General features: G+C 65.4%; 23 protein-coding genes. 16 read left to right on the forward strand and 7 right to left on the reverse strand.

All coding sequences use genetic code 11. The features are described from left to right. Positions 1-34 precede the first annotated feature (34 nt). Positions 35-1,048, reverse strand: coding sequence for a hypothetical protein (locus ACZ9J7_RS18485; RefSeq protein WP_476211450.1), 1,014 nt, complete (start codon positions 1,046-1,048; stop codon positions 35-37). Positions 1,049-1,210: 162 nt separating this feature from the next. On the opposite strand from ACZ9J7_RS18485, the gene pepN reads away from it, so the two are divergent. Together pepN and ACZ9J7_RS18495 are read left to right on the forward strand one after the other, a co-directional pair. Beyond that, entirely contained in the window at positions 1,211-3,784 is a 2,574-nt protein-coding gene (gene pepN, locus ACZ9J7_RS18490) for an aminopeptidase N (RefSeq protein WP_476211452.1), read from the forward strand. Then, positions 3,781-4,254, forward strand: coding sequence for an OsmC family protein (locus ACZ9J7_RS18495; protein WP_476211454.1), 474 nt, complete (start codon positions 3,781-3,783; stop codon positions 4,252-4,254). Before pepN ends, ACZ9J7_RS18495 begins: the two co-directional genes overlap by 4 nt. Here ACZ9J7_RS18495 and ACZ9J7_RS18500 read toward each other — a convergent pair. Continuing rightward, positions 4,251-5,246: an NAD-dependent epimerase/dehydratase family protein gene (locus tag ACZ9J7_RS18500; protein WP_476211456.1), complete on the reverse strand. Its 996-nt coding sequence runs from the start codon at positions 5,244-5,246 to the stop codon at positions 4,251-4,253. The two genes, ACZ9J7_RS18495 and ACZ9J7_RS18500, sit on opposite strands and share 4 nt — an antisense overlap. A 66-nt stretch (positions 5,247-5,312) precedes the next feature. Here ACZ9J7_RS18500 and ACZ9J7_RS18505 point away from each other — a divergent pair, with 66 nt between their 5' ends. Then, positions 5,313-5,996: a mechanosensitive ion channel family protein gene (locus ACZ9J7_RS18505; protein ID WP_476211458.1), complete on the forward strand. Its 684-nt coding sequence runs from the start codon at positions 5,313-5,315 to the stop codon at positions 5,994-5,996. Position 5,997: 1 nt separating this feature from the next. Continuing rightward, positions 5,998-6,456, forward strand: a complete 459-nt coding sequence (locus ACZ9J7_RS18510) for a globin (protein WP_387564988.1) — start codon at positions 5,998-6,000, stop codon at positions 6,454-6,456. Between the two features lie 60 nt (positions 6,457-6,516). On the opposite strand, the gene ACZ9J7_RS18515 is transcribed toward ACZ9J7_RS18510, so the two are convergent. Beyond that, positions 6,517-7,176 carry a DUF8185 domain-containing protein gene (locus tag ACZ9J7_RS18515; protein WP_476211461.1) on the reverse strand — a complete coding sequence of 220 codons (660 nt, stop codon included), beginning with the start codon at positions 7,174-7,176 and terminating at the stop codon, positions 6,517-6,519. Positions 7,177-7,240: 64 nt separating this feature from the next. Here ACZ9J7_RS18515 and ACZ9J7_RS18520 point away from each other — a divergent pair, with 64 nt between their 5' ends. Beyond that, positions 7,241-8,161, forward strand: coding sequence for an acyl-CoA thioesterase (locus tag ACZ9J7_RS18520; protein ID WP_476211463.1), 921 nt, complete (start codon positions 7,241-7,243; stop codon positions 8,159-8,161). 126 nt (positions 8,162-8,287) lie between these two features. On the opposite strand, the gene ettA is transcribed toward ACZ9J7_RS18520, so the two are convergent. From ettA to ACZ9J7_RS18540, 4 genes are all read right to left on the reverse strand, one after another. After that, a complete protein-coding gene (ettA, locus tag ACZ9J7_RS18525) occupies positions 8,288-9,970 on the reverse strand; it encodes an energy-dependent translational throttle protein EttA (RefSeq protein ID WP_141181731.1) in 1,683 nt (560 codons plus the stop codon). A gap of 61 nt (positions 9,971-10,031) precedes the next feature. Beyond that, on the reverse strand, positions 10,032-10,373 hold the full coding sequence (locus ACZ9J7_RS18530; protein ID WP_476211465.1) for a DUF6993 domain-containing protein: 342 nt from the start codon (positions 10,371-10,373) through the stop codon (positions 10,032-10,034). A gap of 406 nt (positions 10,374-10,779) precedes the next feature. Then, positions 10,780-11,331, reverse strand: a complete 552-nt coding sequence (locus ACZ9J7_RS18535) for a single-stranded DNA-binding protein (protein WP_476211466.1) — start codon at positions 11,329-11,331, stop codon at positions 10,780-10,782. A 242-nt stretch (positions 11,332-11,573) separates the two neighbouring features. Then, entirely contained in the window at positions 11,574-11,897 is a 324-nt protein-coding gene (locus ACZ9J7_RS18540; protein WP_476211467.1) for a helix-turn-helix domain-containing protein, read from the reverse strand. 109 nt (positions 11,898-12,006) lie between these two features. On the opposite strand from ACZ9J7_RS18540, the gene ACZ9J7_RS18545 reads away from it, so the two are divergent. The 11 genes from ACZ9J7_RS18545 to ACZ9J7_RS18595 all read left to right on the forward strand — a co-directional run bounded on the left by ACZ9J7_RS18545 (position 12,007) and on the right by ACZ9J7_RS18595 (position 18,794). Next, positions 12,007-12,222, forward strand: a complete 216-nt coding sequence (locus ACZ9J7_RS18545) for a MerR family DNA-binding transcriptional regulator (protein ID WP_476211468.1) — start codon at positions 12,007-12,009, stop codon at positions 12,220-12,222. A 127-nt stretch (positions 12,223-12,349) separates the two neighbouring features. Continuing rightward, positions 12,350-12,913, forward strand: a complete 564-nt coding sequence (locus ACZ9J7_RS18550) for a hypothetical protein (protein WP_476211469.1) — start codon at positions 12,350-12,352, stop codon at positions 12,911-12,913. After that, positions 12,910-13,194 (forward strand): hypothetical protein, encoded by a 285-nt coding sequence (locus tag ACZ9J7_RS18555; RefSeq protein WP_476211470.1) that lies wholly within the window; start codon positions 12,910-12,912, stop codon positions 13,192-13,194. The genes ACZ9J7_RS18550 and ACZ9J7_RS18555 overlap by 4 nt, the downstream gene beginning before the upstream one ends. After that, positions 13,191-13,394, forward strand: coding sequence for a hypothetical protein (locus ACZ9J7_RS18560; protein ID WP_476211471.1), 204 nt, complete (start codon positions 13,191-13,193; stop codon positions 13,392-13,394). The genes ACZ9J7_RS18555 and ACZ9J7_RS18560 overlap by 4 nt, the downstream gene beginning before the upstream one ends. Next, positions 13,391-13,777: a hypothetical protein gene (locus tag ACZ9J7_RS18565; RefSeq protein WP_476211472.1), complete on the forward strand. Its 387-nt coding sequence runs from the start codon at positions 13,391-13,393 to the stop codon at positions 13,775-13,777. The genes ACZ9J7_RS18560 and ACZ9J7_RS18565 overlap by 4 nt, the downstream gene beginning before the upstream one ends. After that, complete coding sequence (locus tag ACZ9J7_RS18570; RefSeq protein WP_476211473.1) at positions 13,774-15,135, forward strand: ParB/RepB/Spo0J family partition protein; 1,362 nt, start codon at positions 13,774-13,776, stop codon at positions 15,133-15,135. Before ACZ9J7_RS18565 ends, ACZ9J7_RS18570 begins: the two co-directional genes overlap by 4 nt. Next, complete coding sequence (locus tag ACZ9J7_RS18575) at positions 15,128-15,517, forward strand: hypothetical protein (protein WP_476211474.1); 390 nt, start codon at positions 15,128-15,130, stop codon at positions 15,515-15,517. The genes ACZ9J7_RS18570 and ACZ9J7_RS18575 overlap by 8 nt, the downstream gene beginning before the upstream one ends. 133 nt (positions 15,518-15,650) lie before the next feature. Next, positions 15,651-16,487, forward strand: a complete 837-nt coding sequence (locus tag ACZ9J7_RS18580) for a hypothetical protein (protein WP_476211475.1) — start codon at positions 15,651-15,653, stop codon at positions 16,485-16,487. Positions 16,488-16,640: 153 nt separating this feature from the next. Continuing rightward, positions 16,641-17,060 carry a beta-sandwich lipoprotein gene (locus tag ACZ9J7_RS18585; RefSeq protein ID WP_476211476.1) on the forward strand — a complete coding sequence of 140 codons (420 nt, stop codon included), beginning with the start codon at positions 16,641-16,643 and terminating at the stop codon, positions 17,058-17,060. Positions 17,061-17,169: 109 nt separating this feature from the next. Beyond that, positions 17,170-18,039 carry a hypothetical protein gene (locus ACZ9J7_RS18590; RefSeq protein WP_476211477.1) on the forward strand — a complete coding sequence of 290 codons (870 nt, stop codon included), beginning with the start codon at positions 17,170-17,172 and terminating at the stop codon, positions 18,037-18,039. After that, on the forward strand, positions 18,036-18,794 hold the full coding sequence (locus ACZ9J7_RS18595; RefSeq protein ID WP_476211478.1) for a hypothetical protein: 759 nt from the start codon (positions 18,036-18,038) through the stop codon (positions 18,792-18,794). The genes ACZ9J7_RS18590 and ACZ9J7_RS18595 overlap by 4 nt, the downstream gene beginning before the upstream one ends. Positions 18,795-18,797 lie beyond the last annotated feature (3 nt).

Consider the following 18,797-nt stretch of genomic DNA (forward strand, 5'->3'; position numbering starts at 1 on the left):
CGACACCGATAAGGATACTAGGGCGGCGGTGGGGTCAGGGGTTCCGGTCATCCGGCGGCGGACCCCCGCCGCGGCGTGCCCTGGCGGCCACCCGGGTGAGCACTTCGGCAAGCCGCGCGGCTGAGGCCTGGCTGCCGCCGCTGACGGCAAGGCGCTGGCCGTCGGTCTTGCTGACGACGACGGCGGGCCCGCTGCCGACGAGCATGGCCGCGGTCCCGCGGTGGTGCCGGTAGCCCCACCCGCCGTAATCTGCGGCCCTCACTTCGGCCGCGCTGGCATCGGAGATGGCGCCGGCGGGTACATCCATCACCGGTACCACGCCGGCGAGCAGGACCTTCAGTCCACGCCGGTCCGCGCGGACGCGGGCGAAAAGGAACGCGGCACCGACGAGGGCCAGGATCACCAGGAGGATCCCCAGCCAGGGCACCACGACCGCGATGAGGGCCGCCGGGAACAGGGAGGCGATGGCGATCATGACGAAGACCGAACTGCGGGCATGCACCCAGAGCCTGATGCTGTCCCGGGCAAGGTCCGGGTCCAGCTCCCTGGCGATTGCGACCTGGAGCGCGCGGTCGTCACCCGGGGACCACTGCCGGTCGGCCTTGTACACCATGGCCATGGTCACGCCGAGGGAAACCGCCGCACCGCTTCCCAGGGCGAGAACCGTCATGTCAACGTGCGACTGCCGGGCGTCAGCCAGCCCCGTTTGGCCGATCAGCCCTGCAGCGAGCGCTGAGGTGATGAACAGGCTGAGGAAGAGCCCGGCACCCATCATGATCCTGCGCATCAGTACGGGCCGGCTCAGCGGCGCGGCCTGGAGCAGGACCAGCCACCCGGACACGATGATTCCTGCGGCTCCGGCCCCAACGTAGGCGCCGAAGGGCGCGAAGGCCGCACCGCCGCTGTCCGTCCACTGGACCGCAAGCGGCTCCGGCAGATCCGGACGCAGCAGGAACGCGCAGTAGACAAAGGCGGCAGCCAGGACGACAGGGAACCCGACGGCGAAACGCAGGGCCCTGGCATCCACCGAATCCAGCAGCTTTCCCATGCATCCAACGCTACCCCTGCGGAGCCACGGCCCGCCGCCCGGCCCTGCTGTGAGCTGCGCAACTTGCCATGGGAGGCAGGGGTGGAAGAATGCATCACAGTGCCGGCACCGGAACCACCGGCCGGCAGCCGAAAATTCTTTGGAGGACCTCCTTTGCCAGGCATGAACCTGACGCGCGCCGAAGCCCGTGAGCGCGCCGAACTGATTTCCGTCCAGTCCTACGATGTCAGCCTTGACCTGACCCGCGGCGGAGAAGTCTTTGGCAGCACCACCACCGTCAAATTCACGGCGGTGCCCGGAACGTCCAGTTTCATTGACGCCGTCACCCGCACGGTACACAGCGTGACCCTCAACGGCCGGACCCTTGATCCGGACACCGTGGCCGACGGCGTGCGGATCCAACTGCCGGACCTTGCGGAGCACAACGAGCTGACCGTCGTGGCGGACATGCCCTACATGAACACCGGCGAAGGTCTGCACCGGTTCGTAGACCCTGTGGACAACGAGGTCTACCTCTACACCCAGTTCGAGGTTCCGGATTCCCGCAGGATGTTCACCGTCTTCGAACAGCCGGACCTGAAGGCAACGTTCGCCTTCACCGTTACGGCTCCGTCCCACTGGGATGTTGTTTCCAACTCCCCCACCCCGGAACCGGCGCAGGCACAGGCCGCCGAAGACGGTGCCGCCCGGTCCGTCTGGACGTTTGCCCCCACGCCGCGGCTGTCGTCCTACGTCACTGCCCTGATCGCCGGCCCGTACCAGTCTGTCCGCAGCGAGGTCACCAGCGCGGACGGCCGCGTGATCCCGCTCGGGGTCTTCGCACGGAAGTCGCTGATGCAGTACCTGGACGCGGACAACATCTTCGAGCTCACGCGGCAGGGCTTCGGGTTCTTCGAGGCACAGTTCGGCTGCCCCTACCCGTTCGAAAAGTACGACCAGCTGTTCGTGCCGGAGTTCAACGCCGGCGCCATGGAGAACGCCGGGGCGGTGACCATCCTGGAGGGCTACGTCTTCCGCAGCAAGGTCACCGGGGCGCAGATCGAGCGGCGCGCCATCACCGTCCTCCACGAACTGGCACACATGTGGTTCGGCGACCTGGTGACCATGCGCTGGTGGAACGACCTGTGGCTCAACGAGTCCTTCGCCGAGTACATGTCCCACCTGGCAGCGGTGGAGGCCACGTCCTTCACCAGCGCCTGGACCACGTTCGCCTCCGTGGAAAAGTCCTGGGCGTACCGCCAGGACCAGCTGCCCACCACACACCCGATCTTTGCCGAGATCAACGACCTCCAGGACGTGGAGGTCAACTTCGACGGCATCACCTACGCCAAGGGCGCCTCGGTGCTGCGGCAGCTGGTGGCCTGGGTTGGACCCGAACAGTTCATGGCCGGCGTCCGGGAGTACTTCGCCAAGCACTCCTGGCACAACACCGAGCTGCAGGACCTGCTGGTTGAGCTGGAGAAGGCAAGCGGCCGCGACCTGGACCACTGGGGCCGGCAGTGGCTGGAGACCGCCGGCGTTAACACGCTGGCTCCCGAGCTGGACGTCGACTCCGCCGGAAAGCTGCGGTCTTTTGCCATCCTGCAGTCCGCGGTTCCGGAGTGGCCCACCATCCGCCCGCACCGGCTCGCCGTGGGCTTCTACAACCTGGACGACGCCGGCAAGCTCACCCGGGTGCACCGCGAGGAGCTTGATGTCGACGGCGAACGTACCGAGGTCCCGGCGCTGGCCGGCCTGGCCCGGCCGGACCTGATCCTCATAAACGACGACGACCTGGCCTACGCCAAGGTGCGCCTGGATCCGGCGTCCCTGGCCACCGCCACGGCACACCTGAAGGACTTCGCCGAAAGCCTGCCGCGGACCCTTGTCTGGAACTCCGCGTGGGATGCTGCCCGGGACGGCGAGACGCCTGCCCGGAAGTACGTGGAGCTGATCCTGGCCAACGTGGCCGCGGAAACTGATTCCTCGGTGATCCTGGTCCAGCTCCGGCAGCTGGCCACCACGCTTAACTTCTATGTGGCCGAGGAACACCGCGAAGCCACCACCATTGCGGCCGTGGACCGGTTGTGGGATTTGGCTTCGGCCGTCCCCGGCGGCTCCGACGGCCAGTTGCAGTTCATCAAGTCCTTCGCGCTGCTGGCCCGCAGCGCGTCCCAGCTGGACAGGGTGTCCGGCCTGCTGGACGGGTCCGTGGTCCTCGACGGCCTTGCCGTGGACCAGGACCTCCGCTGGGAGCTGGTGGCTTCGCTGGTGGCCGGTGGCCGGATGGGGCAGGACGGCATCGACACCGAGCTGGAGCGGGACAACACCTCCAGCGGCCAGAACGCAGCCGCCCTGGCCAAGGCAGCCATCCCCACCCCCGAAGCCAAGGCTGCGGCCTGGGAAGCCATTGTGGTCAAGGGAGAGCTGTCCAACGCGCTGCAGGGCTCCGCGGTGGCCGGTTTCATGCGGGTGCTGGACCGATCCCTCCTGGAGCCGTACTCCGAAAAGTATTTCGCGGCCGTGCCGGGCATCGTGGCAACCCGCACCCACGCACTCGCCCAGCAAATCGTCGTCGGGCTCTACCCGGCCCTGCTCACCACGCAGGCCACCATTGACCGGACGGACAGTTTCCTGGCGTCATTGCCGGCGGAAAGCGCGGCGCTGCGGCGGATGATGCTGGAAAACCGTGACGGCGTCGCCCGCGCCCTGCGCGCCCGTGCCGCCGATGTCCTGCCGGCTGGCGGTCCGGAATGAACGTCCACGAACACCGGTACGAGCTGACGGTCCAGTGGACCGGCAACCTGGGGGTGGGCACCTCGTCCTACCGGGGTTACTCCCGCGACCACGACGTCGCCATCCCCGGCTTGCCGGTCCTGAAGGGCTCGGCGGACCCCACCTTCCACGGCGACCGCGAACGCTACAACCCCGAACAACTCCTCCTGGCTGCGCTGGCGCAGTGCCACATGCTGTCCTACCTGCACGTGGCGGTGAAGCACGGCGTGGTGGTCACTCACTACCGGGACGAGGCCACCGGGCTGATGCGGCTGAACCGGGATGGCAGCGGACAGTTCGAGCGGGTGGTCCTGAACCCGCACGTGACAGTGGCCGACGCGGCGCAGGCGGATCTGGCGGCCTCGCTGCACCACGAGGCCAACCAGGTCTGCTTTATTGCCCGGAGCGTGAACTTCCCCGTGGAGCACCAGCCGGTGACGGTGGCCGCCTAGCCTTTCCCGCCCTGGAGCAGCTTGACGAGCCGTTGCTCCGTGCCGGGTTGCAGGCCGGCTTGCCGGGGCCGGTCCAGTCCCCTGGCGCGTTCATCGGCCAGGGTGCCGGCCAGGGTTTCCTGCCAGGGCCGCAGCACCATCCCCGCCGCTTTGGCTGCCTGGTTGCTGCGGGCCATGAAGCCCTCATGGCCGGGCGGCAGCCAGAGCGGAAGGGAATCAGGCCCGGACCAATAGTTGACGCCCTGCTCCACCAGCCAGTCTTCCTTGGCAGTGATGGTGGTGGCGTTGGCCGCTGACCCGTCGCGGCAGGCAGCCAGGAGGTCGGCAAAGGACACCGGCTCACCCACTGCGTTCAGCGGGCCGGTGGTTCCCTGTTCTGCTGCGCGCAGGATCCAGGCCGCCAGGTCCCGGACATCGATGACCTGGGTGGGCTGGTGCCCGATGTCCGGGAGCAGCACCGGTACCGGGTTCCGGTCGAAACGGCCCGGCCAGTAGCCGTACCGGTCGGTGGGGTCCCCGGGGCCGCTGACCAGGCCGGCGCGGCACAGGTGGGCCGCGCCGTTCGTGGCCTCCAGGGTGGTCTCCTCGATGGCTGCCTTGGACTCGCCGTAGTTTTCCGGACTGAAGGGAGCCCCTGCGGGCAAGGGCGGCAGCAGCGGTGCGTCCTCCGCCGCGCCCGGTGTGGAGTGCTCTGCGTAGGCTGAGGTGCTCGAAACAAAGGTCCAGTGCCGGGCCCTGCCGGCCAGGGATGCGAGGGCCTCCCGCGCAGGTTTGGGATCCCGCGCGACCTCGACCACCGCGTCCCATTCGCCCGTCAGCCCGGCGTAGGCACCGGCACCGCTTGAACGGTCGGCTTTGACCCAGGCGGCGCCCCGAGGGGGCTCCGCCGCAGTACCCCGCGCCAGGCAGGTGGCAGCGTGGCCGGCGGCCACTGCCTGGGCCGCGATTGTCCTGGAGAGGAAGGCAGTTCCGCCAAGGATGAGGATGCGCATTGGTCCACGCTACGGCGCTAGGGTTGAAAGAGAACAGAGCAATATCCCAAGGAGCTATTTCCACCCATGGTCAGCATGTTGTCCATCATTCCCCCAGCACCCACCCAGCCGAGCGGCGTGAGCCTGCCCGGCATCGTGATCAGCCTCGGCGTCGGCGTTGCCGTCTGGCTCGTGGCCACGTTCATCATTTCCCGCATCACCAAGCGGGTGGCGTCGGGCAGCAATTTCTTCAAGAAGCCAACGTTCAGGTGGGCGGCCCCGGCCTTCCGGGCACTCGATCACGAACGCCGCGTCCAGCGTGCCGAAACCATCGGCTCGCTGCTCAACAGCGTGGTGGGCGTGCTGGTGGTGATCATTACCGGCATGTACGTGCTGCAGAACCTGGACATCAACATTGCCCCGCTGCTGACCAGCGTGGGTATCCTCGGTGTGGCCATCGGCTTCGGCGCCCAGCAGCTGATCCGCGACTTCCTGGCGGGGATCTTCATTACCATTGAGGACCAGTACGGAATCGGCGACGTCATCGAAACCAGCGAAGTGGTGGGGGTCGTGGAGTCCATGGGGCTGCGGATCACCCGGGTCCGCTCTGACGACGGCGCGATCTGGTATCTGCGCAACGGCGAGATCCTGCGCGTGGGCAACAGGTCCCAGGGACGCTACGTTCCGCTGCACGAGTCCGACGACGGCACCACCGACCAGGGCTCGGCGCACGTTGAGACCAAGAAGACTGACCAGAAAGCCGGGGACTAGCATGTCGCTTCCCATTGAGCCGGGCCCGGGGCAGCGGCCCCAGTTGATGCAGAACGATCCGTTCAGTAAGCCGGACTACACCGACAGTTTCTATGACGCCGTGGGCGGCCACGACACCTTCGTGAAGCTCATTGACGTCTTTTACGACGGAGTGGCCACCGATCCGCTGCTGCGGCCCATGTATCCGGAAGAGGACCTGGCCCCGGCGAAACGCCGGTTCCTGATGTTCCTCGAGCAGTACTGGGGCGGTCCCACAACGTACGGCGAGGAGCGCGGCCACCCGCGCCTGCGCATGCGGCACATGCCTTTCAAGGTCACGCCGGAGGCAAAGGACCGGTGGCTGTTCCATATGCGCACCGCCGTGGATGCGCTGGAGCTTCCGCCGCTTTACGAGGGGACGCTGTGGGACTACATGGAGCGGGCGGCGCTGACCATGGTGAACAGCCCTTCCGGTTCCTGAGCCCAATCCAGCAGGCTCTGTCCGGCAGGCTCTGTCCGGCAGCCGCCCTGCGGTCCGCGCCTAGAGCAGGCCGCTGCCGGTCCGCGCCAGGACGTGGCCGCGGGGTCCGGTAAGCCGGAACCAGCGGCCGGCCCGGTAAAGCTTCTGGTCCCCGTCCCCCAGGAACCCCAGCGCAAAGGCGGCGAAAGCCGCCCCTGCGGGCAGCCCTGCGTCGTCCAGTTCCCGTCCCCAAACCGCGGCCCGGGCGTTATTGACGATCAGCGCACCCGGCTTGTCCGGCACGATGCCCGCTACCTCGGCGATCCCCGCCTCGGCTGCCGCACGCAGCCTGGCGTCGCTGACGGACCCCAACAGCTCCCAACCGCCCCGGGGGGCGCCTACCCCGGTCCAGGACTCGGTGACGGTGGTAGGCGGAACCGGCAATTCGACGTCGCCCTCTCCTGCCCGTGCCAGCCGGTCCAGGACGGAGGACAACGCAACGGTGACATCCGTTCCGGAGGGTTCCGCCAGTGCCATGGTGCGCAGGCCCAGGATGGTGGGGGTCGCTTCGCCCAGGAGCCGGGGCCGCAGGACGCACACGTAGGCGGCCAGGACGGAGCCGGCGGCCTGCAGGCGGATGGCGCCGTCGTCTATGGCTTTGGCCCGGGTGGCGAAGGTCTTCAGGTCGGCCAGATCGCGTGGGTCGGCGAAACGGAAGGACGAAGTGAGTAGTTCAGACACACCTAGAACACTACCGGCTGCACTCCGGTTGAGTGGTTTGCGGGGCGCCGTCTAGAGTCGGACCATGACTGAAGCCGAAGCCGGACTGCTGGCCCCGCCCAGCGGCGACCCCACCTCATCGCTGATCGAACTGCTGGACCTTGGTGAGCTTGAGGGCGCCCGGACGGATGAGGATATTTTCCTTGGCCCGTCACAGCAGCAGCCCCACCACAGGGTGTTCGGCGGCCAGGTGCTGGCGCAGTCACTCGTGGCCTCAATCCGGACAGTTGACCCCGAACGGTTCGTCCATTCCATGCACGGCTACTTCCTGCGGCCCGGCGACGCCAACAAACCCATTACCTTCGGGGTGCAGCGGCTGCGCGACGGCCGGTCGTTTTCCGCCCGGCGCGTCCACGCCTACCAGGACGGCGTGCCCATCCTGTCCATGATTGCCTCCTTCCAGGGCGACGACGAAGGCATCGAACACTCCTCGGAAATGCCGGCCGGAATCCCGGACCCCGAATCCCTGCCCAGCACGGCGGACCTGTTGGGCCGGTTCGACCATCCGGTGGCACGCCACTGGGCGTACGAGCGGCCCTTCGACATCCGGCACGTCAACCCTGCCCTCTATGTTTCGGCGTCCGGTCCGCGGGAGGCCAGCAACGCCGTGTGGATGAAGACGTTCGGGCCGATGCCTGATGACGCCAACCTGCACCGCGCCGCCCTGGCGTACGCCAGCGACTACACGCTGCTCGAATCCATCCTCCGGCGGCACGGACTGAGCTGGATCACGCCGGGAATGAATGTCGCCAGCCTGGACCACGCCATGTGGTGGCACCGGCCGGCACGGGTTGATGAGTGGCTGCTCTACGTCCAGGAATCCCCCAGCGCCCACGGGGCACGCGGCCTGGCAACGGGCAAGATCTTCAACCGCGGGGGCCAGCACGTCGCCACGGTGGCGCAGGAGGGGATGGTGCGCATTCCCACCGATCCCGCGGGCGCCTGACGTCCCAGGCACCATAAAGTACCAAGCACGCCCAGAAACCAGGCACGCAGAAGGCCGGCACCCTCGAATTCCTTCGGGTGCCGGCCTTCGTTGTGCTGCGCCGGATCCGGGCCGGGCTCCGCACTGTTAGTCGCGGGTCAGGCGCCGGTGGGTGACGCGGTGCGGCTTGGCAGCGTCAGGGCCCAGGCGCTCCACCTTGTTCTCCTCGTAGGACTCGAAGTTTCCTTCGAACCAGTACCACTTGGAGGGGTTCTCGTCGTCACCCTCGTAGGCCAGGATGTGGGTGGCCACCCGGTCCAGGAACCACCGGTCGTGCGAGACCACCACGGCGCAGCCGGGGAACTCAAGCAGCGCGTTTTCCAGGCTGCTGAGGGTTTCGACGTCGAGGTCGTTGGTGGGTTCGTCGAGGAGCAGCAGGTTTCCGCCCTGCTTGAGGGTCAGGGCCAGGTTCAGGCGGTTGCGCTCACCGCCGGAGAGCACACCTGCCTTCTTCTGCTGGTCCGGGCCCTTGAACCCGAAGGCGGCCACGTAGGCGCGGGACGGCATCTCCACGTTGCCTACCTGGATGAAGTCGAGTCCGTCGGAAACGACCTCCCACAGGGTCTTGTTGGGGTCGATGCCGCCGCGGCTCTGGTCGGCGTAGGAGATCTTGACGGAGTCACCGATCTTCAGCTCGCCGCCGTCGAGCGGTTCCAGGCCCACGATGGTCTTGAAGAGGGTGGACTTGCCCACACCGTTGGGACCGATGACGCCGACGATGCCGTTGCGCGGCAGGCTGAAGGACAGCCCGTCGATCAGTACGCGGTCCTCGAAGCCCTTCTGGAGGTTCTTTGCCTCCAGAACAAGCCCGCCAAGGCGCGGTCCCGGCGGGATCTGGATTTCCTCGAAGTCAAGCTTGCGGGTGCGGTCCGCTTCCGCGGCCATTTCCTCGTAGCGGGCCAGGCGGGCCTTCGACTTGGTCTGCCGGCCCTTGGCGTTGGAGCGGACCCACTCGAGTTCCTCGGCGAGGCGCTTGGCCTGCTTGGCATCCTTCTTGCCCTGGATCTCGAGGCGGGCACGCTTCTTCTCCAGGTAGGTGGAGTAGTTGCCTTCGTACGGGTACAGGTGGCCGCGGTCCACTTCGGCGATCCATTCCGCCACGTGGTCCAGGAAGTACCGGTCGTGGGTGACGGCGAGGACGGCGCCGGGGTAGCTGGACAGGTGCTGCTCGAGCCACAGGACACTCTCGGCGTCCAGGTGGTTGGTGGGCTCGTCGAGAAGCAGCAGGTCCGGCTTCTGCAGGAGGAGCTTGCAAAGTGCCACGCGGCGGCGTTCACCACCGGAAAGGTTGGTGACATCGGCGTCGGCCGGCGGGCAGCGGAGGGCGTCCATGGCCTGCTCCAGCTGGGAATCGAGGTCCCAGGCGTCGGCGGCGTCGATGGCTTCCTGCAGCTTGCCCATTTCCTCGAGGAGGGTGTCGTAGTCAGCGTCGGGGCTGGCCATTTCCTCGGAGATCTCGTTGAAGCGCTGGATCTTGCCGTAGATTTCGCCCACACCCTCCTGGACGTTGCCCAGGACGGTCTTTTCCTCGTTGAGGGGTGGTTCCTGGAGCAGGATTCCGACGCTGTAGCCGGGGCTGAGCCTGGCCTCACCGTTGGAGGGCGTGTCCAGCCCGGCCATGATCTTGAGGATGGTGGACTTACCGGCACCGTTTGGGCCCACAACACCAATCTTGGCGCCCGGGAAGAAGGACATGCTTACGTCATCAAGAATGAGTTTTTCGCCAACGGCCTTGCGGGCCTTGGTCATTGTGTAGATAAATTCCGCCATGGTCTCAAATCTAGTGGGTTGGCGGGCAGATCTCACATTTGCGGCCTGAATTGCAGCGGGATCAGGAGCCCACGAAGCACTTGCCACTGGCCAGGACCGGGAGGACCGTAACGGTCACGGCACCTTCGCGCACCTGGCCGATGACGCAGTCCTTGCCCTGCAGCACCGCAGCCTCGATGGCATCCGCCTCCAGTCCGGTGGGCGTCCGGCTCTGCGAGACCTGAAGCACTGTCGGCGCGATGCCCGCCCCGGTCAACGCGTCGCTCACCTGGGCCGTCGCCGGTTTTGGCGTCCCTGTTGCGAGTTTCGCCAAGGTATCGGTGACTGTCCGCTTGACGTTTTCGGTGGCTGCAGCGGCTGCTGCAGCTGCGGCGGACGATGCACCGCCGGAGGTATTCGCCATCGCTTCCCCGTCGGGGGAACTGCCCTGACGGGCTGAACCCGACGGCTGGGCCGACGCTCCCCCGGCGGCGGGTGCTGCCGCCGCCGGGCGTCGATGATCCCTCGCCGTTGCCGCCAACCAAAGGGGTGTTTGCGGCGGGACCTGCGGCACACCCTGACAAGAGAGCGGCCAGGGCGGCGCAAGTCAGCGCTGCACCGGCCCGGTTAATCTGCCGGCGGTAAGGGGTGGGACGCATGCTGTCATTGTTCCATGACGACGATGCCTGCGGCCGCCGCGACCGGCCGCAGGCATCCAACGGTAAAGGCCGGGGCAGCATGTGTTGGCGGGCGGACGGACGGCGGCCGGGGGTGCTGCCAATCCGTCCGCCCGGGACTGAACGGGCCTGGTTGATCGCTGATGCGTGTTCCTAGACTTCGGCGAGTTCCCCGGTTTCCAGGTCAAGGGAAGAGAGTCCGCCGTCGTTGTCCTCGATGACCACCGCCGCGGGGCCGTGCTCTTCGGGATGCGCGTCCTCGCGGTCCTCCGGTTCGTCAAGGTCCGGGTCCACCGCAGGGGCATCCTCCGGGGACTGGGGCTGCTCCACGAGGGAAAGCGCAGGCCTGGAAGAGGTCCGGATGAAGTTTGCCGAACCGAAGGCAAGGTCATGCCCCACGGCGTCGGCATCGATGATGGTGGAGTGGTACACCCGGCCTTCCTTTTCCCAGGTGTGGATCTTCAGCTTGCCCACGACGATGACCGGCTGGCCCTTCCGGATACTGCAGCCGAGGGTCCCGGCCAGGTTGCGGTAGCCCTGCACGGTGAACCAGTTGGTGTGCCCGTCGCCCCAGGTTTTGGATTCCCGGTCAAAGCGGCGCACGGTGGAACCAAGCCGGAAGGAGGCTGTTGCCACTCCCCCCGGCGTGGTGGAACTCGTGATCTCGGTGGCTACGAAGCCCCGGATGGTAATCGTTTCGCTCATGTCTACGTCCTGTCTGGATGGTGGCGCCTGAAGCAGGCATCACCAGCATCGCCCCGGGACGCCGTAGGGCAGGAGGCGCGGGTTCCCGTATGTGGACAACTGGCCCAAACCCGCCACGTGGGGAGGAACAGTGAAGGCCGGATGACGCCGCCGGCATCCGGGGCAATGTAAACTTTTTGAGGCGCCGGCCTGCAGGCCGGAAGCTGATGCCTCAGTAGCTCAGGGGATAGAGCAGCGGCCTTCTAATCCAAAGGCTTGCGCTCTGAGACCGGCTTAAGTTTTGGGGAACGAGTACCTGGCCCTCCATTGTCCGGGACGTCCCCCATGAGGCCCAACGTCCATGCGGCGGGGATGCCGACGAGCATTTCAATCCGCTGCGCCAGTGCAACCAGATTCCGCGGCGTATTGCGGCCGGCTTCCCAGTGCGAGTAAGCGCCCGGCTTTGCTCCGAGCTGCTCAGCGAATTCTTCTTGCGTAAGCCCTGACGCCAGCCGCGCCTTGCGCAGCCGGTCAGCGAATGTCCACTCAGGGATAAATCCTTGGTTCAGAACTGCTTCCGTTGTCATGGCAAAACTATTGCACGCATACGCAAAGTTGTGCAAGAGCGATTTTTTGTGATTATCCACTGCAAGTACTAATTGACATCCTCTAAGTAGGTATGCGTACACTTACCCCATGCAAAGTAGGTACACACAAGTAGGCGACGGGGAACTACTTACCGTAGGCGAGGCGGCTGCCGAGCTGAGGGTCCACGGCGACACCATTCGTCGCTGGGATAAAGCGGGAAAGATTGCCGCGATTCGTACACCTACCGGTCACCGGCGATTCCTCGCCTCTGATATCGCCGCCATCAAGAATGGCGACGCGCAGGCTTCTCAGAAGCCGGCATAAAGCTCAGCCCACCTTTCGGGCAGTAAAAAGGCGGTCCGGTTCATCTCGCCAAAGAACCACCGGACCGCCAGTAACCCAATCCAATTGCCGGCGTTTGCCGACTCTCGAATCAGAATCGAGTCTATCAATGGTGCTCTCAGCCAAACAGGAAAACCTTGAAGTGGAGCCACCCCGGAACCTGTTCTTCGGTGTTGAAGACAGGAAGCTGGGAGGACCCGCCGGCTTGACGGACAAGTACCTGTACACCGAGCAGCGCCGCCGGCAGCAGCTGGCCCAGCGCGTCATCGACTCGGCCATCCAGGTAGCTGACGCCATCCGGACAATGCGGAAGTTCGACCGGACCGGCAACGCCGACCAGGTACTGGACCACCTGAACGCCTCACTGGAAGACCTGGACAAGCACGTCCACAACCTCACCGCTGAGGTAGAGAAGTCCGTTGACCGCTACGGCGACGAGTTGGACCACCTCAACACCCGCGACGAAGCCGCTGCGCTTGCCGCCCTCAATGCCCCTGCTGCCACCGAACCCCCAACGGTGGCAGCAGGCCCCAACGCGGCAGCCGCAGAGCTAACCCCCCAGGCTCCTGCGGCTGCCGCCCACGCTTACCCTAGCCCCGCCGATGTTGTCCAGGTCCAGCGGAATCTGGAACGGGCATTGGACCGGCGCGTCGCTTACTCGGTCGGCCCGTGAAGGCCCGCATCCGGCGCTTCGCCGTCGTCCACCCTGTCGGCAGGAAGCCGTTCAGGGACCGCCCGGAATTGACCTTCAGGGACAACAGGGAGCTGGCAGACCAGCTCATCACGTACTGCCGGAGCAAGTGGCCGATGCCGCAGAAGATCCAGGTGGACACTCACGCCGCTCACGTCTTGATCAACGGCGTTCACCGGGCCAACTACTCGCTCCACGAATCCAGGGAAGCCGCCGGCCGCGCCGCCGGATTCACCACCGAAGAGTTAGGAATCGAAGCATGAGCACGAAGTCACCTTCAGTGCGGGTCGGCCGGAATCGCCGCCGCATCTTCCTCTACCTCCCGTTCCTGGTCCTCGGGGCGCTGCTGTTCCTCGCTTCCACCGAGGCCGCCCCCGTCATCAACTCCGCCTACCTCGCAGGCGTCACCCTCCTACTGGCCGGCGCCGCCGGATTCATCCTTGAGACAGGACACACGAAATGACCGAACAGCCCGTCGAGACCGAACAGCAGTTCCTCGGCAACGAAACACACCAGCGCAATCTGCAAGACGGCATCATCAAAAGCTTTTTGGGCGAGCCCTTGTCGGACCATCAGAAGCAGGCGTTCGACCGGGTCATGCAGCACCACATCCCCAACGCTCACCTTCGCCGCCCGGCATGGACGCCGGTGGACAATGTCGAGCTGACCGCACTGGCACGTAAGAGCGCGGCCGCCAACCGGAAGCTGGCCATCGCCAAGGCCGAATCCGTAAAGGCAGAGGAATCGCTCAAGCTCGCCCTGGACGTCGAGAACCAGGCAGCCGAAGAGGTCTACGCGGCCAACGAAGCACTGGTGGCCTTCACCAGGAAGGACACCGGACTGTGAACGCGACCTTCCAGGAACTCCATATCGACCAGCTGGTCATCCACGCCAAGAACGTCCGCAAAGACGTAGGTATCGTCACCGACCTGGCCAACAGCATCACCGAGCAAGGCATCCTCCAGCCCCTGGTCGTCGCCCCCGCGCTCGCCGGTGATGGGTACACCATCATTGCCGGGCACCGCCGGCACGCGGCGGCCAAGCTCGCCAACGTCGATTCCCTGCCCTGCGTCATCCGCGAAGACCTGGACACCGAGCCGAAGCAGCTGGTGGCCATGCTTGTGGAGAACACCCAGCGCGCGGACCTGACCCCGGTGGAAGAGGCCACTGCCTACCAGACCATCCTGGACTTCGGGGACGGCTTCAACGTCAAGACCGTAGCCAAGGCCACGGGCCGATCCCAGAGCCACGTCCGGAAGCGCCTGCTGCTGACCAAGCTCAACGAGGACGCCAAGGGCAAGCTGGAAGACCAGACCCTGAACGTTGACCAAGCGCTGGTGCTTGTCGACTTTGCCGACGACGAAGAGGCCACGGCCAAGCTCCTCGAGGCAGCCGCCGAGGGAAGGAACTGGAACTATACGGTCGCCCTGGAGACTAGGCGGCGGGATGCCCCCGTGAAGAGCGCGAACGCTAACGCCGCCTTGGATGCAGCCGGTGCAATACGGCTGCCCGAGGCCGACCGCTACACCGGAGGGTGGAACCGCCTCTATGAGGCTGGCGACGATGCGCTGAGCATCGAAGACCACGTAGCCGCCAGCCACCGGGCACTGGTCACTACCTGGGGTGAAATCGAGTGGTTCGAGAAGCCCGCGAAGGCAGCCAAGGTCAAGGTGGAGCTGACCGAGGAAGAGAAGGCCGCAAAGCGCCGCGATGCTGAACTGACTGCCGCCCTTGACATCGCACACGCAGTCCGGGCGGAGCACTTCAAGCAGGTCATCAAGTCCCCGCCGGAGGGCGCCGCAGAGGAAGCCCTGTACCGGCTGCTGCTGGACCAGCTGCACCGCCGCATTGACCTCTTCGCGGAGATCACCGGCCGGGCACCGAACAGGGATGACGACCACTCCGCCATCAAGGCAGCGCTCCAGGACATGACCGCAGAGCAGATGGCCCTCCTGCTGCACCTGGCCGACAAGTCCCGTGAGGACGAGCTGCGCAAGCTCGCAGGGTGGGACGCCGGCGACTTCAGCTACAAGTGGACCACCAAGGGCTGGATCGAGGATCTGGGCAGCGTCTACCACTACGAGCTGTCTGCGGTCGAGCAGGAAGTACTGGACCACTTCCAGCAGGCATATGACGAACGCATGGCCAGTCTGATGTCCGAACCCGACGAAGACCAGGAAGACGAGGACGCCGACGATGAGTAACCACTTCCTCACCGAGAACCCGGACAACGAGCACGTCTGCGGCTGCGGCTACCGACCTGAAGTCCTGGACGACCTCGCCCCGATCGGCAAGCAGTGGATGGCCCGGCAAGTAGTCCTGGACCACGTGAAGGCCCTCAGCGACTCCCCCGCTCCCACGCCCTCGGACCCGTTCCTGGTAGACCGCGCCGAGTTCCCGCGTGCCGGCGTCCGCCGCACCGCGGACGGCCAATGGCTCCTGACCCTCTGGGACGGCATGGGCATCCAGCACCACATTGACGAGCCAGCCTTCCCCAGGCGTGAGGACGCTTTCGACTACGGCTGGATGACCATCGGAGCCTGCCGGCAAGCCGGCACCAACCTGAACGGATGGGCCACCGTATGACCGACCAGAAGAACCCGGCCCCTCCCTCGCAGCTTGTCACCGTCATGCCAAAGGTCGTCAAGTGTGACAGCTGCAAGAAGCCGCTCGACCCGCACAACGGCAACTGCCGCTGCTAAAGGAAAGGAAGAGATCGATGACTGACACAACGACGAAGCAAAGGCCTTCCGACTCCCGCGCCTGGCAGAAGAAGTGGCGGGTTGAGCGAGCCCGCGGTGTCAAGCGAATGGTGAGCGCGGACCGGGCACAGACCCATGTGCAGGAGCTCGTTGCCGCTAAGGCTCTTAGCATCCGCGGGATCGCGGAAGCGGCTGGCGTTAGCGCCTTCATCGTGAGCGACTTGAACCGCGGACTGAAAAAGCTGCTGTACCGCGAGACCGAAGCCGCCATTCTCGCGGTCACTATCAAGAGCGTGCTTGCGCGGGCGAACCCGGAAGGCTTTGTTCCGAACGTGGGCGGGCGGCGCCGAATCCAGGCACTGATGACCATGGGCTGGAGGCATCAGGATCTGACACCAATGCTTGGCATCAATACCGGCAACATTGTGCATCAAGAGGGCCAGTGGTTCACCAAGCAGAAGCACGACGCCATCAAGGAGCTGTACGACCTGCTCTGGAACCAGCGCGGCCCCGCTTCCAAGGTCAGTATCAGCAGGATTGCCAAGGCGGGGTATGCCCCGCCCCTTGCATGGGACGACGAGACGATTGATGATCCCAACGCCACACCGGACCTTGGTGCAGCTGTAGCCGAGGGACGGGGAAGGCCGACCGAGGGCACAATCCGGCGGTCAGACGCACTCACAGAGGACGTGGAGTTCCTTGTCGGGGAAGGGTGCAGCTGGGAGACCATCACGGCACGGTTGGGCGTGAACCCGGAGACGCTGGACAGGCTGCTACACCGAGCCGGCCGCGGCGACCTGATCACCAGGGCCAAGACCATGGCTGAACGTCTCGCCTACGCCAGGGCATCGTGACCCAGTGAGTAGCAAGGAGCGCCCGGAGTTGTGCGCCATGGGCTCCAGTACCCGCAGGCAGCCCACTCCCGGATGCACCTGCCCACCATGGCGGTACCACCCGGCACACCCAAGACCGACCAACCCTGAATGCCCAACCCATGGAGACCCGAAATGACTGAATCGAAGAAGTCCCGCAAGAAGCCGCTCGCCATCGCAGCGGCACTGACCATCTCAATCCTGGCAACGGCCGGCGCCTGCGATTCCGACGCCAAGACGGCTTCTGACAACCTGTCCAAGGCGGCGGACCAGTTCGAGGTCCAGCGGCGGATTGTCGGCGTCAACGGCATAACCGGAAAGTATGAGTTCTTCGTTGAGGGACGCTGCTCCATCGACCCCCAGGACCGCAAGCTAATGGTGACGTGCAGGCAGGGACCGAACGACTACCGCAAGCACTACGTAGGGCTGTCCGACAACACGTTCTATGTCGCCACACAGTTGGAACCCATCGACGTTTCCGTCTACCACACCCGGGTCATCCTGAAGCCCGAGGGCCTTGTCCCAGACATCGACCTCCAGGGCGGCAAACAGTGAACCCCGACTGCCGAGATGGAAAGCACGCCTCCTGCAGCGGCGACGGCTGGGACACCCAGACCGACCAGCCAGCACCCTGCCCCTGTAACTGCCACGAAGCGAGAGCCGCATGATTCTCACCGTCAACACCCTGGATCTCCGCCAAGCACTCATGGCCGTCACGCCCCACACAGGAGACCCGAAGCTTAGCCAGGCGCTCGCCGTAGTCCACTTCACGGCCACGGACGGCATGCTGCACGTCACCGCTTGCAACACCGTGACCCTCGGGCACGCCGTTGCCTCGGTATGGGAGTCCGAGGGCCTGACCGGCGAAATCAACACGGACGCGTTCAACCTGCCGGCCGATGTCGCCAAGGAGCTGCTGACAATCTTCAAAGCCAAAGGTAAGCAGCCCGAGGACGAGATCGGGGACACGCTCCGCATCACGGTCCGGGACAAGGACATCACGTTCATGGACGTCTCCGGCCTGTTCCCTGGCAAGGAGTTCAAGATCCCGCGGGAAGAGGACAACGGAGAGTTCCCGCTGGCGTTCGGCCGCCTCCTGATCCAGGCAGTCCTGTCCGACCGCGTCATGCCCGAACGACTCGTCGCCGCCGGCCGACTCGTGCGGCTCTTCGCCACCGCCTCCCAGGCCTACGGTGAGCCCTTGGTTATCGAACCCACCGAGGACGCCAAGCGCATCCTGATCAGCTGCGGCGAGTCCTTCCTTGGCCTCCTGATGCCTATCCGCTCCGAAGACGGCTCCACCGTAGCCAACGAGCTAAACGCCTTCCGCGAAGGCTGGATGAACCGACTCCCCGAGCTGGCCCACGCCGGCGGCGGCAGGCAGCCGGAAGACCCGAAGCCCGGCGACACCAACTTCCTTCGCGACGGCCGAGGCTTCCACGGTTCCGTGACCGTCTCATCCGGCAACAAGGTCACGGACATCACCGACGCCGTATTCAATCGAGTAGTAGATATTGTGGAGCCCCACCTATGAGCGAGACCGCCGTAACCGGCCACTACTTCAAGTTCTCCACCAACTGGCAAGCAGGAAAGAGGCTCTGCGGAGACTGCAACGAGACCTACGACCAGGGAGACCACAGTGTGGTCGACAACCTCAAGCCCTTCACCAACTACGTCTGCCCCACCGGTGGCGGCCTCGGCCACAGCAGCGTCTGGACCGGAGACCGCAGCAGCCGTCCCGAATTGAACTCGCTACGCGACGCCTACTGCATGTGCGGAGCCGAGTTCGTAGAAGTAGACAACGAAAGCTGGACGCTGACCTGGGAGATGAGGGACCCATGGTCCGGTGAGTGGCGCACGGTCAGTAAGACGGAGTCAAAGCACGCAGCACATGCACAGCGAGACGGTCTCCTGGAGCTTATCGAGCGCGGAGAGGACATCCGGAACGTTGTCTTGGAAGACGAGGCTGGACCGGCCGACGTGCTGGACGAAGTAGCCGAAGAGCGCGAACGTCAGGACGTTAAGTGGGGCCAACAGAACCACCCCAACGGGACGGGCCCTGACCTGGTCTGGTCCTACACAGGTCCCGCTGCCTACGTGGCAGAGACTGCCAAATCGGAATGTAAACGACTCAGCACAGAAGCGTGCGTCACGTTCGCGGACATTCTGCTTGAAGAAGTTGCGGAAGCCTTTGCCGAGTCAGACCCTGCGTTGCTCCGGGCCGAACTGATCCAAGTGGCCGCCGTGGCCGTCCAGTGGATCGAGGCAATAGACCGAGGCGAGCAATGACCG

The sequence above is a fragment of the Pseudarthrobacter sp. TE9888 genome (assembly GCF_056279345.1).

Excerpts from the sequence above, each read along its gene's own strand:
- ACZ9J7_RS18485 (WP_476211450.1), bottom strand. The coding sequence starts at position 1,048 with ATGGGAAAGCTGCTGGATTCGGTGGATGCCAGGGCCCTGCGTTTCGCC.
- pepN (WP_476211452.1), top strand. The coding sequence starts at position 1,211 with ATGAACCTGACGCGCGCCGAAGCCCGTGAGCGCGCCGAACTGATTTCC.
- ACZ9J7_RS18495 (WP_476211454.1), top strand. The coding sequence starts at position 3,781 with ATGAACGTCCACGAACACCGGTACGAGCTGACGGTCCAGTGGACCGGC.
- ACZ9J7_RS18500 (WP_476211456.1), bottom strand. The coding sequence starts at position 5,246 with ATGCGCATCCTCATCCTTGGCGGAACTGCCTTCCTCTCCAGGACAATC.
- ACZ9J7_RS18505 (WP_476211458.1), top strand. The coding sequence starts at position 5,313 with ATGGTCAGCATGTTGTCCATCATTCCCCCAGCACCCACCCAGCCGAGC.
- ACZ9J7_RS18510 (WP_387564988.1), top strand. The coding sequence starts at position 5,998 with ATGTCGCTTCCCATTGAGCCGGGCCCGGGGCAGCGGCCCCAGTTGATG.
- ACZ9J7_RS18520 (WP_476211463.1), top strand. The coding sequence starts at position 7,241 with ATGACTGAAGCCGAAGCCGGACTGCTGGCCCCGCCCAGCGGCGACCCC.
- ettA (WP_141181731.1), bottom strand. The coding sequence starts at position 9,970 with ATGGCGGAATTTATCTACACAATGACCAAGGCCCGCAAGGCCGTTGGC.
- ACZ9J7_RS18530 (WP_476211465.1), bottom strand. The coding sequence starts at position 10,373 with ATGGCGAATACCTCCGGCGGTGCATCGTCCGCCGCAGCTGCAGCAGCC.
- ACZ9J7_RS18535 (WP_476211466.1), bottom strand. The coding sequence starts at position 11,331 with ATGAGCGAAACGATTACCATCCGGGGCTTCGTAGCCACCGAGATCACG.
- ACZ9J7_RS18540 (WP_476211467.1), bottom strand. The coding sequence starts at position 11,897 with ATGACAACGGAAGCAGTTCTGAACCAAGGATTTATCCCTGAGTGGACA.
- ACZ9J7_RS18545 (WP_476211468.1), top strand. The coding sequence starts at position 12,007 with ATGCAAAGTAGGTACACACAAGTAGGCGACGGGGAACTACTTACCGTA.
- ACZ9J7_RS18550 (WP_476211469.1), top strand. The coding sequence starts at position 12,350 with ATGGTGCTCTCAGCCAAACAGGAAAACCTTGAAGTGGAGCCACCCCGG.
- ACZ9J7_RS18560 (WP_476211471.1), top strand. The coding sequence starts at position 13,191 with ATGAGCACGAAGTCACCTTCAGTGCGGGTCGGCCGGAATCGCCGCCGC.
- ACZ9J7_RS18565 (WP_476211472.1), top strand. The coding sequence starts at position 13,391 with ATGACCGAACAGCCCGTCGAGACCGAACAGCAGTTCCTCGGCAACGAA.
- ACZ9J7_RS18575 (WP_476211474.1), top strand. The coding sequence starts at position 15,128 with ATGAGTAACCACTTCCTCACCGAGAACCCGGACAACGAGCACGTCTGC.
- ACZ9J7_RS18580 (WP_476211475.1), top strand. The coding sequence starts at position 15,651 with ATGACTGACACAACGACGAAGCAAAGGCCTTCCGACTCCCGCGCCTGG.
- ACZ9J7_RS18585 (WP_476211476.1), top strand. The coding sequence starts at position 16,641 with ATGACTGAATCGAAGAAGTCCCGCAAGAAGCCGCTCGCCATCGCAGCG.
- ACZ9J7_RS18590 (WP_476211477.1), top strand. The coding sequence starts at position 17,170 with ATGATTCTCACCGTCAACACCCTGGATCTCCGCCAAGCACTCATGGCC.
- ACZ9J7_RS18595 (WP_476211478.1), top strand. The coding sequence starts at position 18,036 with ATGAGCGAGACCGCCGTAACCGGCCACTACTTCAAGTTCTCCACCAAC.